14 protein-coding genes are annotated in these 12470 nt (G+C 71.3%); 12 read left to right on the forward strand and 2 right to left on the reverse strand.

What is annotated here, in order from left to right:
• The first annotated feature begins 99 nt into the window (after positions 1-99).
• From ACH4MY_RS14590 to mutM, 9 genes are all read left to right on the forward strand, one after another.
• Positions 100-1710 carry a DAK2 domain-containing protein gene (locus ACH4MY_RS14590; RefSeq protein ID WP_398002382.1) on the forward strand — a complete coding sequence of 537 codons (1611 nt, stop codon included), beginning with the start codon at positions 100-102 and terminating at the stop codon, positions 1708-1710.
• A 72-nt stretch (positions 1711-1782) separates the two neighbouring features.
• Complete coding sequence (recG, locus tag ACH4MY_RS14595) at positions 1783-3975, forward strand: ATP-dependent DNA helicase RecG (RefSeq protein WP_398002384.1); 2193 nt, start codon at positions 1783-1785, stop codon at positions 3973-3975.
• Between the two features lie 67 nt (positions 3976-4042).
• Positions 4043-4627, forward strand: a complete 585-nt coding sequence (rsmD, locus tag ACH4MY_RS14600) for a 16S rRNA (guanine(966)-N(2))-methyltransferase RsmD (RefSeq protein WP_398002387.1) — start codon at positions 4043-4045, stop codon at positions 4625-4627.
• 26 nt (positions 4628-4653) lie between these two features.
• On the forward strand, positions 4654-5133 hold the full coding sequence (coaD, locus tag ACH4MY_RS14605; protein ID WP_398002723.1) for a pantetheine-phosphate adenylyltransferase: 480 nt from the start codon (positions 4654-4656) through the stop codon (positions 5131-5133).
• 110 nt (positions 5134-5243) lie between these two features.
• The gene (locus ACH4MY_RS14610; RefSeq protein WP_398002390.1) at positions 5244-6284 is read left to right on the forward strand and encodes an ATP synthase F0 subunit B; all 1041 of its coding nucleotides are present in this window, start codon (positions 5244-5246) and stop codon (positions 6282-6284) included.
• 152 nt (positions 6285-6436) lie between these two features.
• Positions 6437-7090, forward strand: coding sequence for a YceD family protein (locus tag ACH4MY_RS14615; RefSeq protein WP_398002725.1), 654 nt, complete (start codon positions 6437-6439; stop codon positions 7088-7090).
• Positions 7091-7092: 2 nt separating this feature from the next.
• Complete coding sequence (gene rpmF / locus ACH4MY_RS14620; protein WP_015036448.1) at positions 7093-7266, forward strand: 50S ribosomal protein L32; 174 nt, start codon at positions 7093-7095, stop codon at positions 7264-7266.
• Between the two features lie 20 nt (positions 7267-7286).
• The gene (rnc, locus tag ACH4MY_RS14625) at positions 7287-8099 is read left to right on the forward strand and encodes a ribonuclease III (protein ID WP_398002394.1); all 813 of its coding nucleotides are present in this window, start codon (positions 7287-7289) and stop codon (positions 8097-8099) included.
• Positions 8100-8225: 126 nt separating this feature from the next.
• On the forward strand, positions 8226-9086 hold the full coding sequence (gene mutM, locus ACH4MY_RS14630; RefSeq protein ID WP_398002396.1) for a bifunctional DNA-formamidopyrimidine glycosylase/DNA-(apurinic or apyrimidinic site) lyase: 861 nt from the start codon (positions 8226-8228) through the stop codon (positions 9084-9086).
• A 3-nt stretch (positions 9087-9089) separates the two neighbouring features.
• Here the strand turns inward: mutM and ACH4MY_RS14635 are convergent, their stop codons facing one another.
• A complete protein-coding gene (locus ACH4MY_RS14635; protein ID WP_398002399.1) occupies positions 9090-9476 on the reverse strand; it encodes a winged helix-turn-helix transcriptional regulator in 387 nt (128 codons plus the stop codon).
• Between the two features lie 122 nt (positions 9477-9598).
• On the opposite strand from ACH4MY_RS14635, the gene ACH4MY_RS14640 reads away from it, so the two are divergent.
• The gene (locus tag ACH4MY_RS14640; RefSeq protein ID WP_398002402.1) at positions 9599-10183 is read left to right on the forward strand and encodes a flavodoxin family protein; all 585 of its coding nucleotides are present in this window, start codon (positions 9599-9601) and stop codon (positions 10181-10183) included.
• 143 nt (positions 10184-10326) lie between these two features.
• On the opposite strand, the gene ACH4MY_RS14645 is transcribed toward ACH4MY_RS14640, so the two are convergent.
• Complete coding sequence (locus ACH4MY_RS14645; RefSeq protein ID WP_398002405.1) at positions 10327-11289, reverse strand: CAP domain-containing protein; 963 nt, start codon at positions 11287-11289, stop codon at positions 10327-10329.
• 180 nt (positions 11290-11469) lie between these two features.
• Here ACH4MY_RS14645 and ACH4MY_RS14650 point away from each other — a divergent pair, with 180 nt between their 5' ends.
• Together ACH4MY_RS14650 and ACH4MY_RS14655 are read left to right on the forward strand one after the other, a co-directional pair.
• Positions 11470-11751, forward strand: a complete 282-nt coding sequence (locus ACH4MY_RS14650; protein WP_398002408.1) for an acylphosphatase — start codon at positions 11470-11472, stop codon at positions 11749-11751.
• A gap of 390 nt (positions 11752-12141) precedes the next feature.
• Positions 12142-12360: a hypothetical protein gene (locus ACH4MY_RS14655; protein ID WP_015036455.1), complete on the forward strand. Its 219-nt coding sequence runs from the start codon at positions 12142-12144 to the stop codon at positions 12358-12360.
• Positions 12361-12470 lie beyond the last annotated feature (110 nt).

Raw genomic sequence — 12470 nt, forward strand, 5'->3', positions numbered from 1 at the left:
CTACCATGGTCTGGGCGGATCTCGCCCCGGGCCCAGGTCACGAGCGGGACACCCCGGGTCTACCCTGCGGTGAACTCACCGCCGAAGGAGGACCCCCCGTTGTCGCGAGCCCTTCAGCCCTTCGAGGAGCTCGTCGAGCTCGACGCCGAAGCGGTCAGGTCCTGGTGCGCGCGGACACTGGACGCCCTCGGCCGGGAGCGCGAGGAGATCGACGCGATCAACGTCTATCCCGTGGCGGACGGGGACACCGGCACCAATCTGTACCTGACGGCGGAAGCCGCCCACCAGGCCGTCGAGGCCGTCTTCGCGGCCTCCGCGCCCGACACCGCCGAGACCGTACGGGCCATGGCGCACGGCGCCCTGCTCGGCGCCCGCGGCAACTCCGGAACGATCCTCTCCCAGCTGCTGCGCGGCATGGCGGGCGTCCTCGCCGAGGGGGGTGACGGTGCTCACCTCGCCCGCGCCCTCACCGAGGCCGCCGCCGCCGCGCGACGCGCCGTCGCCCACCCCGTGGAGGGCACCATCCTCACCGTCGCCTCCGCGGCGGCCACGGCCTGCGCCGCCGGCGGCGGACTCGTCGACGTGGCCAGGAACGCCCACGAAGGGGCCAGGACCGCCCTCGGCGCCACCCCGGGCCAGCTCGACGTCCTCGAACGCGCCGGAGTCGTCGACGCGGGCGGCAGGGGCCTCGTCACCGTCCTCGGCGCCCTCCTCGAAACCGTGACCGGACAGACCCCGCCCCCCGCCGGAACCACACCGGCCGCGCCCGCCCCCCGCGAGCACTGCCCCACCGAGGACGGACCCGCCTACGAGGTGATCTACCTCCTGGAGGCCGAGGACGCCGCCGTCGAGCTGCTGACCGGCCGGCTCGACGCCCTGGGGGAGTCCCTCGTCGTCGTCGGCGGCGACGGGCTGTGGAACGTCCACGTCCACGTCGACGACGCGGGCGCCGCCGTCGAGGCCGGCGTCGAGGCCGGCCGGCCCCACCGCATCCGGATCACCCACTTCGCCGCCGAGGCGACCACCGTCTCCGGGCGCGGGGAGCGCGCCCAGCGCGCGGTCGTCGCCGTCGTCCCCGGCGAGGGCCTCGCCGGACTCTGCGCCGAGGCGGGAGCGACGACCGTACGGACCCGGCCCGGCGAACAGCCCGCCGGGGACGAACTCCTCGACGCGATCCGCCGGGCCCACGCCCGCGAGGTCGTGCTCCTGCCCAACGACACCGACCTGCGGCAGACCGCGACGGCCGCCGCCGAACGCGCCAGGGCCGAGGGCATCCGCGTCGCCCTCATCCCGACCCGGGCCGCCGTCCAGGGCATCGCCGCCCTCGCCGTCCACGAACCCGACCGGCGCTTCGACGAGGACGTCGTCGCCATGACGGCCGCCGCCGGAGCCACCCGCTACGCCGAACTCGCCGTCGCCGAACGCCAGTCCTTCACCTCCGCCGGCGTCTGCCAGGCCGGAGACGTCCTCGGCCTCATCGAGGGCGACGTCGCCGTCATCGGCAAGGACCTCACCGAGACCGCCCGCACCGTCCTCGACCGGATGCTCTCCGCGGGCGGCGAACTCGTCACCCTGGTCGTCGCCGACGACACCCCGCCCGCGCTCGCCACCGACCTGGAGGCCCACGTCCGGCGCGGCTACCTGGCCGTCGACACCACCACGTACCACGCGGGCGCGGGCGCCCCGCCGCTCCTCATCGGCGTGGAGTGAACCCCCGCCGGGAGGCCGGTACGGGCCGCGTCGTCCACCACCTGGACGCGACTGTCGGTCCGGTGGTGTGCAATGGAACGCGTGCCCGCGCTCGACGAACCACTCAAGAAGTCCCTCGGCCCCGCCACCGCCAAGGTCATGGCCGAGGCACTCGATCTGCACACGGTCGGTGACCTGCTCCACCACTACCCCCGCCGGTACGCCGAGCGCGGGGAGCTGACCACCCTCGCCGACCTGCCGCTCGACGAGCACGTCACGGTGGTCGCGCAGGTCGCCGACGCCCGTGTGCTCACCTTCAACGGCTCCAAGGGGCGCGGCCAGCGCCTCGAAGTGACCATCACCGACGGCAGCGGCCGCCTCCAGCTGGTCTTCTTCGGCAAGGGCGTGCACAAGCCGCACCACGACCTGCTGCCCGGCACCCGGGCGATGTTCGCCGGCAAGGTCTCGCTCTTCAACCGGCGCCTCCAGCTCGCCCATCCGTCGTACGAACTCCTCCGCGGCGACAGCGAGGAGGCCGTGGACACCTGGGCCGGGGCCCTCATCCCGATCTACCCGGCCACCACCAAGCTGGAGTCCTGGAAGATCGCCAAGGCCGTCGACGCCGTCCTGCCCAGCGCCGTCGACGCCGTCGACCCGCTCCCCGACGCCCTGCGCGAGGGCCGCGGCCTCGCCGAGCTCCCCGACGCCCTGCGGCTCATCCACCGGCCCCGCACCAAGGCCGACATCGCCACCGCACGCGAGCGCCTCAAGTGGGACGAGGCCTTCGTCCTCCAGGTCGCCCTCGCCCGCCGCCGGCACGCCGACACCCAACTCCCCGCCGTCGCCCGGCGACCCGCCCCCGACGGCATCCTCGACGCCTTCGACGCCAAGCTGCCCTTCACCCTCACCGACGGCCAGAAGAAGGTCTCCAAGGAGATCTTCGACGACCTCGCCACCGAACACCCCATGCACCGCCTCCTCCAGGGCGAGGTCGGTTCGGGCAAGACTATGGTCGCGCTGCGCGCCATGCTCGCGGTCGTCGACTCCGGGGGCCAGGCCGCGATGCTCGCTCCCACCGAGGTCCTCGCCCAGCAGCACCACCGCTCGGTCACCGAGATGATGGGCGAGCTCGCCGAGGGAGGGATGCTCGGGGGAGCCGAGCGGGCCACCAAGGTCGTCCTGCTCACCGGATCCATGGGCGTCGCCGCCCGCCGGCAGGCCCTGCTCGACCTGGTCACCGGGGAGGCCGGCCTCGTCATCGGCACCCACGCGCTGATCGAGGACAAGGTCCAGTTCCACGATCTGGGCCTGGTCGTCGTCGACGAGCAGCACCGCTTCGGCGTCGAGCAGCGCGACGCCCTCAGGGGCAAGGGCAAGCAGCCCCCGCACCTCCTGGTGATGACCGCCACGCCCATCCCGCGCACCGTCGCCATGACCGTCTTCGGCGATCTGGAGACCTCCGTCCTCGACCAGCTCCCCGCCGGACGCTCCCCGATCGCCAGCCATGTCGTCCCCGCCGCCGACAAGCCGCACTTCCTCGCGCGCGCGTGGGAGCGGGTCCGCGAGGAGGTCGGGAAGGGGCACCAGGCGTACGTGGTCTGCCCGCGCATCGGCGACGAGGAGGACCAGAAGAAGAAGGCCAAGCCGTCCGCCGCCGACGAGGCCGAGAAGCGCCCGCCGCTCGCCGTCCTCGACATCGCAGAGAAGCTCGGCGCCGGTCCCCTCGACGGGCTCCGCATCGCCGTCCTGCACGGCCGGATGCACCCCGACGACAAGGACGACGTCATGCGCCGCTTCGCCGCCGGCGAGCTCGACGTCCTCGTCGCCACCACCGTCATCGAGGTCGGCGTCAACGTCCCCAACGCCACCGCCATGGTGATCATGGACGCCGACCGCTTCGGTGTCTCCCAGCTCCACCAGCTCCGCGGCCGCGTCGGCCGCGGCTCCGCCCCCGGCCTCTGCCTCCTCGTCAGCGAGATGCCCGAGGCGACCCCCGCCCGCCAGCGCCTCGCCGCCGTCGCCGCCACCCTCGACGGCTTCGAGCTCTCCCGGATCGACCTCGAACAGCGACGCGAGGGCGACGTCCTCGGCCAGGCCCAGTCCGGCGTCCGCTCCTCCCTGCGGGTCCTCACCGTCATCGACGACGAGGAGGTCATCGCCGCCGCCCGCGAGGAGGCCACCGCCGTCGTCCTCGCCGACCCCGACCTCACCGCCCACCCCGGGCTGCGCACCGCGCTCGACGCCCTGCTCGACAAGGACCGCGAGGAGTACCTGGAGAAGGGCTGACCGCGCGGTGTGGACCGCGGTCATATCCTGAGACGTACGCACTGGACGACGCAGGACGAGGACACCGATGACTCGCGTGATCGCCGGCACCGCCGGCGGGCGCCGCCTGGCAGTGCCGCCCGGCACCGGCACCCGACCCACCTCCGACCGGGCGCGCGAGGGCCTCTTCTCCACATGGGGAGCGTTCCTCGGCACCCTCGACGGGGCAAGGGTCGCCGACCTGTACGCGGGCTCCGGCGCCGTCGGCCTCGAAGCACTCTCCCGGGGAGCCGCCCACGCCCTCCTCGTCGAGGCGGAACCGCGCGCCGCGAGGACCATCCGCGAGAACATCGCCTCGCTCGGCCTTCCCGGCGCCGAACTCCGTACCGGCAAAGCGGAGCAGATCGTGACGGGCCCGGCGCCCTCCGACCCGTACGACCTGGTCTTCCTCGACCCGCCGTACGCCGTCTCGGACGAGGAGCTCCGCGAGATTCTCCTCACACTGCGCTCCGGGGGCTGGCTGAGCGAGGATGCCCTCGTCACCGTGGAGCGCAGCACCAGAGGCGGCGAATTCGGCTGGCCGGCCGGATTCGAGCCCATGCGGGCCCGTCGTTACGGCGAGGGAACGTTTTGGTACGGTCGCGCCGCCTCTACGTGCGAAGACGCACGATGACCGGACCGGAGAGCGAGGGACCCAAGTTGCGCCGCGCCGTCTGTCCGGGGTCATTCGACCCCATCACCAACGGACACCTCGACATCATCGCCCGCGCCTCCAAGCTGTACGACGTCGTACACGTCGCGGTGATGATCAACCAGTCGAAGAAGGGCCTGTTCACCGTCGACGAGCGGATCGAGCTGATCCGCGAGGTGACCGCCGACTTCGGCAACGTCGAGGTGGAGTCCTTCCACGGGCTGCTCGTCGACTTCTGCAAGCAGCGCGACATCCCCGCCATCGTCAAGGGGCTGCGCGCCGTCAGCGACTTCGACTACGAGCTGCAGATGGCCCAGATGAACAACGGCCTCACGGGCGTGGAGACGCTGTTCGTCCCCACCAACCCGACCTACAGCTTCCTGTCCTCCTCGCTGGTCAAGGAGGTCGCCACCTGGGGCGGCGACGTCTCCCACCTGGTACCGCCGACGGTCCTTCCCCGGCTCACCGAGCGCCTCGCGCGGAAGTGACGCGCGGCCACCGCCGCTGACGCTCCGTCACCTGGTGTCGGACGGGCGCCGACTGCCCTTACAGTCGTCCCGTCCGTCTCCATCCAGCTGTAGAGAGTGGCGAGCACCCGGTGGACGTACAGAAGAAGCTCGACGAGATCGTCGCGACCGTGCAGGGCGCCCGCTCCATGCCCATGTCGGCATCCTGCGTGGTCAACCGGGCCGAGCTGCTCGCCCTGCTCGAAGAGGTACGGCAGGCCCTGCCCGGCTCCCTGGCCCAGGCCCAGGAGCTGATCGGCGGCCGCGAGCACATGGTCGAGCAGGCCCGCCAGGAGGCCGAGCGGATCATCGATGCCGCCCACGCCGAGCGCGGCTCGATCGTCTCCGACACCCAGGTCGCCCGGCAGTCGCAGGAGGAGGCCGACCGGATCCTCTCCGAGGCCCGCCGCGAGGCCGAGGAGGTCCGCGCCGAGGCCGACGACTACGTCGACTCCAAGCTCGCCAACTTCGAGGTCGTCCTCAACAAGACCATCGGATCCGTCGACCGGGGACGCGAGAAGCTCCTCGGCCGCGGTCCCGGCCTCGACCAGAACGGCTACGCCGACGAGGACGCCCCCGAGTACAGCGCCGACCCGCAGACGCTGATCCACCGGGCCGACGAGTACGTCGACGCCAAGCTCGGCGCCTTCGAGGCGGTGCTCAGCAAGACCCTGGAAGCCGTCGGCCGGGGCCGGCAGAAGCTGCACGGCCGGATCGCGAGCGACGCCCTGGGCGAGCACATGGCCGCCCAGGAGGGTCTCGGCGGCACCGTGCACACCAGCGACTCCGACTACCTGGCCGGACTCGCGGAGCTCTCCGACCCGGAGCCGGTCCAGATCCCGGCCCAGCAGCAGGCGCAGCAGCAGCCCGACCCGTACGCGGCCTACCAGCAGGTGCAGCAGCAGCCGGACCCGTACGCCGCCTACCAGCAGGTCCAGCAGCAGCCCGACCCGTACGCGTACCAGCAGCCGCAGCAGCCCGACCCCTACGGCTACCAGCAGCAGGACCCGTACGCGTACCAGCAGCAGCCCGTCCACCAGCAGCAGCAGGCCGCCGCGCTCGACGAGACCAGCTTCTTCGACACGGGCATGATCGACCTGGAGCAGCTGCGCCGCTACGAGCAGGGGCAGTAGTACGGGGGCCGTATGGTCCTCAAGGCCCGGATTGGGCCCTGAGTGAAGCGTCCAGTATCCTGGCTCTTCGGTCGCGCGTATGTCCGCGATCCTTGCTGCCCACGTCTGGCAGCCTCCCCACGACGCAGAACGATTCGAAAGCAGGAAGAGCCCTGAGCACGCGCCTCGACCACCGCAACCCCCTCGTGTTCGACACACACGAGCTGGGGCGGCGTCCTGGTGCCCTCCAGCGGATCTCGCGTTCGGTCGAGTCCCCCAGGGACCTGGGCGTCGAAGGAGTGATCGGAGTGCCCGAGGGCTCTCCGGTGGAAATCGATCTCCGTCTTGAGTCGGTCATGGAAGGGGTGCTTGTCACAGGCACCGCCCGTGCATCGGCCGAGGGGGAGTGCGTAAGGTGTCTGGAGCCCGTCGAGCTGTCGCTCGACGTGGATTTCCAGGAGATGTTCTCGTACCCCGACTCCGACGACCGGGGCCGCTCCAAGGCGGCCGCGGACGACGAAGCCGAGGCTGACGAGGACATGATCCCCCTCGAGGACGGCATGTTCGACCTCGAACCCATGCTGCGTGATGCGGTGGTGCTCGCACTGCCGATGCAGCCGGTGTGCCGGGAGGACTGTGCGGGTCTGTGTTCCGAGTGTGGAACCAACCTGAACGAGAACCCGGACCACCACCACGACGCCGTCGACATTCGTTGGGCGGCACTGCAGGGACTCGCCGGTTCGCTGGGAACCGATGAGAAGGACAACATGAGCGGCAAAGCCTCTGACGGGGACGTCCGAAGCGCCGCCGAGAAGCAGGAGAAGTAGCCGTGGCTGTTCCGAAGCGGAAGATGTCGCGCAGCAACACGCGCCACCGCCGGTCGCAGTGGAAGGCTGCGGTCCCCACCCTGGTTTCGTGTGAGCGTTGCCAGGAGCCGAAGCTGCAGCACATCGCGTGCCCGAGCTGCGGCACCTACAACAAGCGCCAGGTCCTCTCGGTCTGATTGGGCTGGTGAGAGGCGCAATGTCTGAGTCCCGCAAGACGGACGACAAGACGGACCATGCCTCGTCCCACACGCTTCTGGAAGGGCGGCTCGGCTATCAGCTCGAGTCCGCCCTTCTGGTGCGTGCGCTGACCCACCGTTCGTACGCGTACGAGAACGGCGGTCTGCCCACCAACGAGCGTCTGGAGTTCCTCGGGGACTCCGTGCTCGGCCTGGTGGTCACGGACACGCTGTACCGGACCCACCCCGACCTGCCGGAAGGCCAGCTGGCCAAACTGCGGGCCGCGGTGGTCAACTCACGTGCGCTGGCGGACGTGGGGCGCGAACTCGAACTCGGCTCCTTCATCCGGCTCGGCCGGGGCGAAGAGGGCACGGGGGGCCGGGACAAGGCGTCCATCCTCGCCGACACCCTTGAAGCGGTGATCGGCGCGGTCTATCTCGACCAGGGTCTCGACGCGGCGGGTGAGCTGGTGCACCGGCTCTTCGACCCGCTGATCGAGAAGTCCTCGAACCTCGGTGCCGGCCTGGACTGGAAGACCAGTCTCCAGGAACTCACCGCGGCCGAGGGCCTGGGTGTGCCGGAGTACCTCGTCTCCGAAGAGGGCCCGGACCACGAGAAGACCTTTACTGCTGCCGCCCGCGTCGGTGGTGTCTCGTACGGCACCGGCACCGGCCGCAGCAAGAAGGAAGCGGAACAGCAGGCGGCGGAGTCCGCGTGGCGCGAGATTCGCGCGGCCGCGGACGAGCGCGCGGCGGCGGCGAAAGCCGCGGCCGAGGCGGGAACGGGAGAGGTCACCGACCCCTCCACGACCGCCGACCGGGCGTCGGCCTGACGGTCGTCCTCCCCGCTTCCCGAGAACCCCGCCCCAGGGCGGGGTTCTCGTCTATTCCCGTCCTCTTCGCGGACCCGCCCCCGGTAGGGTTGAAGCGCCGAAGAAGACGTCGTCCGGAGGAGTCCCGTGCCCGAGCTGCCCGAGGTCGAGGTCGTCCGCCGCGGACTGGAACGCTGGGTCGCCGGACGGACCGTGACCGAGGTCGAGGTGCTGCACCCGAGGGCCGTACGGCGCCATCCGGCGGGCGGCGCGGACTTCGCGGCCCGGCTGAAGGGGCAGCGGTTCGAGGTGGCGCGGCGGCGCGGCAAGTACCTCTGGCTGCCGCTGGCCGACACCGGCACCTCCGTCCTCGGGCACCTCGGGATGAGCGGGCAGCTGCTCGTCCAGCCGGAGGACGCCGCGGACGAGAAGCACCTGCGGATCCGTGTCCGCTTCGACGACACCGCCGGCACCGAGCTCCGATTCGTCGACCAGCGCACCTTCGGCGGACTCTCGCTCCACGACCAGACCCCCGACGGGCTGCCGGACGTCATCGGGCACATCGCCCGTGACCCGCTGGACCCCGAGTTCGACGACGCCGCCTTCCAGAGCGCGCTGCGGCTGCGCCGTACGACGGTCAAGCGGGCTCTGCTGGACCAGTCGCTGATCAGCGGCGTCGGCAACATCTACGCCGACGAGGCGCTCTGGCGGTCCCGGCTCCACTACGACCGGCCGACCGCCACCCTGACCCGACCGCGCTCGGCGGAACTCCTCGGGCACGTCCGGGACGTGATGAACGCGGCCCTGGAGGTCGGCGGCACCAGCTTCGACAGCCTCTACGTGAACGTCAACGGCGAGTCCGGCTACTTCGACCGCTCGCTTGACGCCTACGGGCGCGAGGACGAGCCATGCCACCGGTGCGGTACGCCGATGCGGCGCCGGGCGTGGATGAACCGCTCCAGCTATTTCTGCCCGCGCTGTCAGCGCCCGCCGCGCGCGAGCGCCTGACGCTCAGGCGCAGACCGGGGCCTCGCGCTCCGCGTCGTAATGCTCCCGGGCCGCCTCGACCTGCGGCATCCGGCCCTCCACCAGCTCGATCAGACCGATCAGCCGCTCCGCGATCTCGCGGCCGAGCGGGGTGAGCCGGTAGTCGACCCGCGGCGGGTTGGTGGGCTGCGCCTCGCGATGGACGAGGCCGTCGCGCTCCAGGGCGTGCAGGGTCTGGGACAGCATCTTCTCGCTCACGCCGTCGACCCGGCGCCGCAGCTCGTTGAAGCGGAACGTCCCGTCGTACAGGGCGCCCAGCGTCAGGCTGCCCCATCGGCCCGTCACATGCTCCAGCGTGCCGCGCGAGGGACAGGCCCGCGCGAACACGTCGTAGGCGAGGTCGTCAGTCATGCCGTCCACCGTACTCCCGCGCAGCGCTCACTGCCAGGATGGCGCTAACTTCAGGGTTGCGCTGTCGAAAAGTTAGTGTTCTACTTCTGGTCGTCCCCCCAGACCCGTTCGAGGAGCCCCTTGTGACCACCCCCGTCGTCTCCATCGCCTACCACTCCGGCTACGGCCACACCGCCGTCCTGGCCGAGGCCGTCCGGGACGGCGCCGCCGACGCGGGCGCCACCGTCCACCTGATCAAGGTCGACGGAATCACCGAGGCCGAGTGGGAGCTGCTCGACTCCTCCGACGCGATCGTCTTCGGCTCCCCGACCTACATGGGCACCGCCTCCGGCGCCTTCCACCAGTTCGCCGAGGCCACCTCGAAGCGCTGGTTCGCCGACGCCTGGCTGGACAAGCTCGCCGCCGGCTTCACCAACTCCGGCTCCAAGAGCGGCGACAAGCTCCACACCCTGCAGTTCTTCCAGACCCTCGCCGGTCAGCACGGCATGACCTGGGTCAACCTCGGCCTCAAGCCCGGCTGGAACACCAGCGACTCCTCCGAGAACGACCTCAACCGTCTCGGCTTCTTCTCCGGCGCCGGCGCCCAGACGTTCAGCGACGTCGGCCCCGAGGGCGTCCACAAGGCGGATGTCGCCACCGCCGAACACCTCGGCCGCCGCGTCGCCCTGACGGCCCGCACCTTCGCGGCCGGCAAGGCCGCCGTCTGACGCCTCCGTACGCCCGGCGCCCTCCGTCCACGGCGGCGCCGTTCGTGCACGGCGGCTCCGTCCGTACGCGAAAGGGCCCCGTCACCGGGAAGGTGACGGGGCCCTTTCGGACGTCCAGCCGCGTATCAGGCTCTTCTACCGGCTCAGCGGCCGAAGTCCTGGGTCCACCAGGGGCCGCCGTCACCGAAGTGGACGCCGACACCGAGCGTGGTGAAGTCGCAGTTCAGGATGTTGGCGCGGTGACCGTCGCTGTTCATCCAGGACTCCATCACCGCCGCCGCGTCCGCCTGACCGCGGGCGATGTTCTCGCCGCCCAGGCCCGGGACGCCCGCCTTCTCCGCGCGTGCCCACGGAGTGTTCCCGTCCGGGTCCGTGTGGTCGAAGAAGCCGCGGGCCGCCATGTCCGAGCTGAACGCACCGGCCAGCGCCGCGAGCCGCGCGTCCGCGCTGACCGGCGTGCAGCCCACCTTGGCGCGCTCGGCGTTGACCAGGCGGAGGACCTCCGCCTCGGCGGCCACGCCGCGGTCGGCGGTGGAGGGGGCCGAGGTCGTCTCGACCGGCGCCTCGGTCGTGGGGTCCGGCTTCGGCGCGGGGGCCTTCGTGGAGGGCGCGGCCGTGACCCTCGGGGGCGCGGGCCTGGTGCTCGCGGCCTTCGTCGGGGTCGGCGTGGCCTTGGGCGTCACCTTGGGCTTCGCCTTCGGGGTGGCCTTCGGGGTGGCCTTCGGGGTCGGCTTCTTGGACGGGGTGGCCGACGGCGAGGCCGCCTTGCCGGTGCCCGTACCCGTGCCGGCCTTCGTCCGCGTGGTGCCCGAGCCGTCGGCCGGGGTCTCCGTGGACCCGCCCTGCGTCGTCAGTTCCGGGGCCTGCCGGGACTGGCTCGGGCGCTCGCTCGCGCCGGCGCTGCCGACCGTGAACGTGTCCCCGCCGGGGAGCAGGCCGGAGGCGACGGCGACGGCGCCGAGCGCGACGGCCGCGGAGGCTCCGAGCAGGCCGGTGCGCACGGGTGCACCGCGCCGCTTGCGGCGGGTACCCCGCTGCCGGCGGTCCGTGCCGTCCGCGTAGTCTTCTGCGGCGGGTGCGGCTCCGGCGCGACGGTGGCGTCCCATCTGGTCTGCCTTCCTCTGCTGGTCCTGCTGGCCTTTGCTGATCTTTGCTGTCGGTACCTTTGCGGACCGTCAGTCGAACAGCGCGCGCCCGAACGGGTGAGGCGTGTTCGGTCGGGACTGTAGTCCATGAGAGCCGGGGGCGATGTGCTGATCTGGCAATCCGCCCGTTAGCGTGCAGGCATGAGCGACGACGTACGGATGACCGCCTGGGTACGCGGCCGGGTACAGGGAGTGGGCTTCCGCTGGTTCACCAGGGCAAACGCACTGGAGATCGGAGGCCTGGTGGGCTTCGCCCTGAACCTCGACGACGGCCGGGTGCAGATCGTGGCCGAAGGGGCGCGTGAGAATTGCCACCGTCTGCTCGCCTGGCTCCACTCCGCCGACACTCCCGGGCGCGTGGACGGCGTCACTGAGATCTGGGCCACCCCGCGCGGCGGCTACGACGGCTTCGCCATCCGCTGACGATCACGCTCCGAACCCTCTTCCGGTGACCGGGAGAGGCGTCGAACGGACACGCGGTAACAGGCGTGCGGAGGGGAAACCTCCTGGTGGTTGCCAAGAAGCGCCCGTCGTGGAAGGCTGCCCGGTAAGGAAGATCGCGCCGCCCTGAGGCACCGAGTCTGCGAGGCCCCGCCGCCCCCTGAGCGGCCCTGGACTCCTCGGTCGCCCCTTCAAACGGGGCGTGATCGTGTTGACCGTCAAACTTTTTGGTGAGACTCTGGAATCCCCGCGCACCTTAGCTGTTTGGCAGTGGAACCGGCACGACAAGCAGTACTGCCGAGCACCGCGGGTGCGAAATCCCTCACGACCCAACCGCTTCGGTCGGTCACTCATTGTGGAGGACCATCCATCATGGCAAAGGCGCTTCTCGGTTACGTCGGCGGCTCCGACCCGCGACTCCTCGCCGAGATGCGACGGCTTCAGCAGCGCGTCCAGGACCTGGAATCCGAGCTGGTACGGATCCAGTCCGAGAACGACTCGCTTGCCGCTGCCGCCGCTCAGCACCAGGGAGAGTCACTGCTGAACAGCATCGACCTCGACGTACCCCAGGCGGAGCCTGCGCTCACCTGACAACCCAGCCCCGCGGGGCCAGGTGGGAAACACTCTCGCCGGCACGGCCGGCCTGGACACTCATGCCGGCTGAGCCCGACATGCAAGGGGCGCTTCGGCGTCCCTTCTTT

This window comes from Streptomyces sp. NPDC017246 (assembly GCF_044331325.1).
Classification (GTDB): domain Bacteria; phylum Actinomycetota; class Actinomycetes; order Streptomycetales; family Streptomycetaceae; genus Streptomyces.

Bases quoted from the DNA above. Each gene is read 5' to 3' on its own strand.
- ACH4MY_RS14645 (WP_398002405.1), bottom strand. From the start codon at position 11,289: ATGGGACGCCACCGTCGCGCCGGAGCCGCACCCGCCGCAGAAGACTAC.
- recG (WP_398002384.1), top strand. From the start codon at position 1,783: ATGGAACGCGTGCCCGCGCTCGACGAACCACTCAAGAAGTCCCTCGGC.
- ACH4MY_RS14650 (WP_398002408.1), top strand. From the start codon at position 11,470: ATGAGCGACGACGTACGGATGACCGCCTGGGTACGCGGCCGGGTACAG.
- rnc (WP_398002394.1), top strand. From the start codon at position 7,287: ATGTCTGAGTCCCGCAAGACGGACGACAAGACGGACCATGCCTCGTCC.
- ACH4MY_RS14655 (WP_015036455.1), top strand. From the start codon at position 12,142: ATGGCAAAGGCGCTTCTCGGTTACGTCGGCGGCTCCGACCCGCGACTC.
- ACH4MY_RS14635 (WP_398002399.1), bottom strand. From the start codon at position 9,476: ATGACTGACGACCTCGCCTACGACGTGTTCGCGCGGGCCTGTCCCTCG.
- rsmD (WP_398002387.1), top strand. From the start codon at position 4,043: ATGACTCGCGTGATCGCCGGCACCGCCGGCGGGCGCCGCCTGGCAGTG.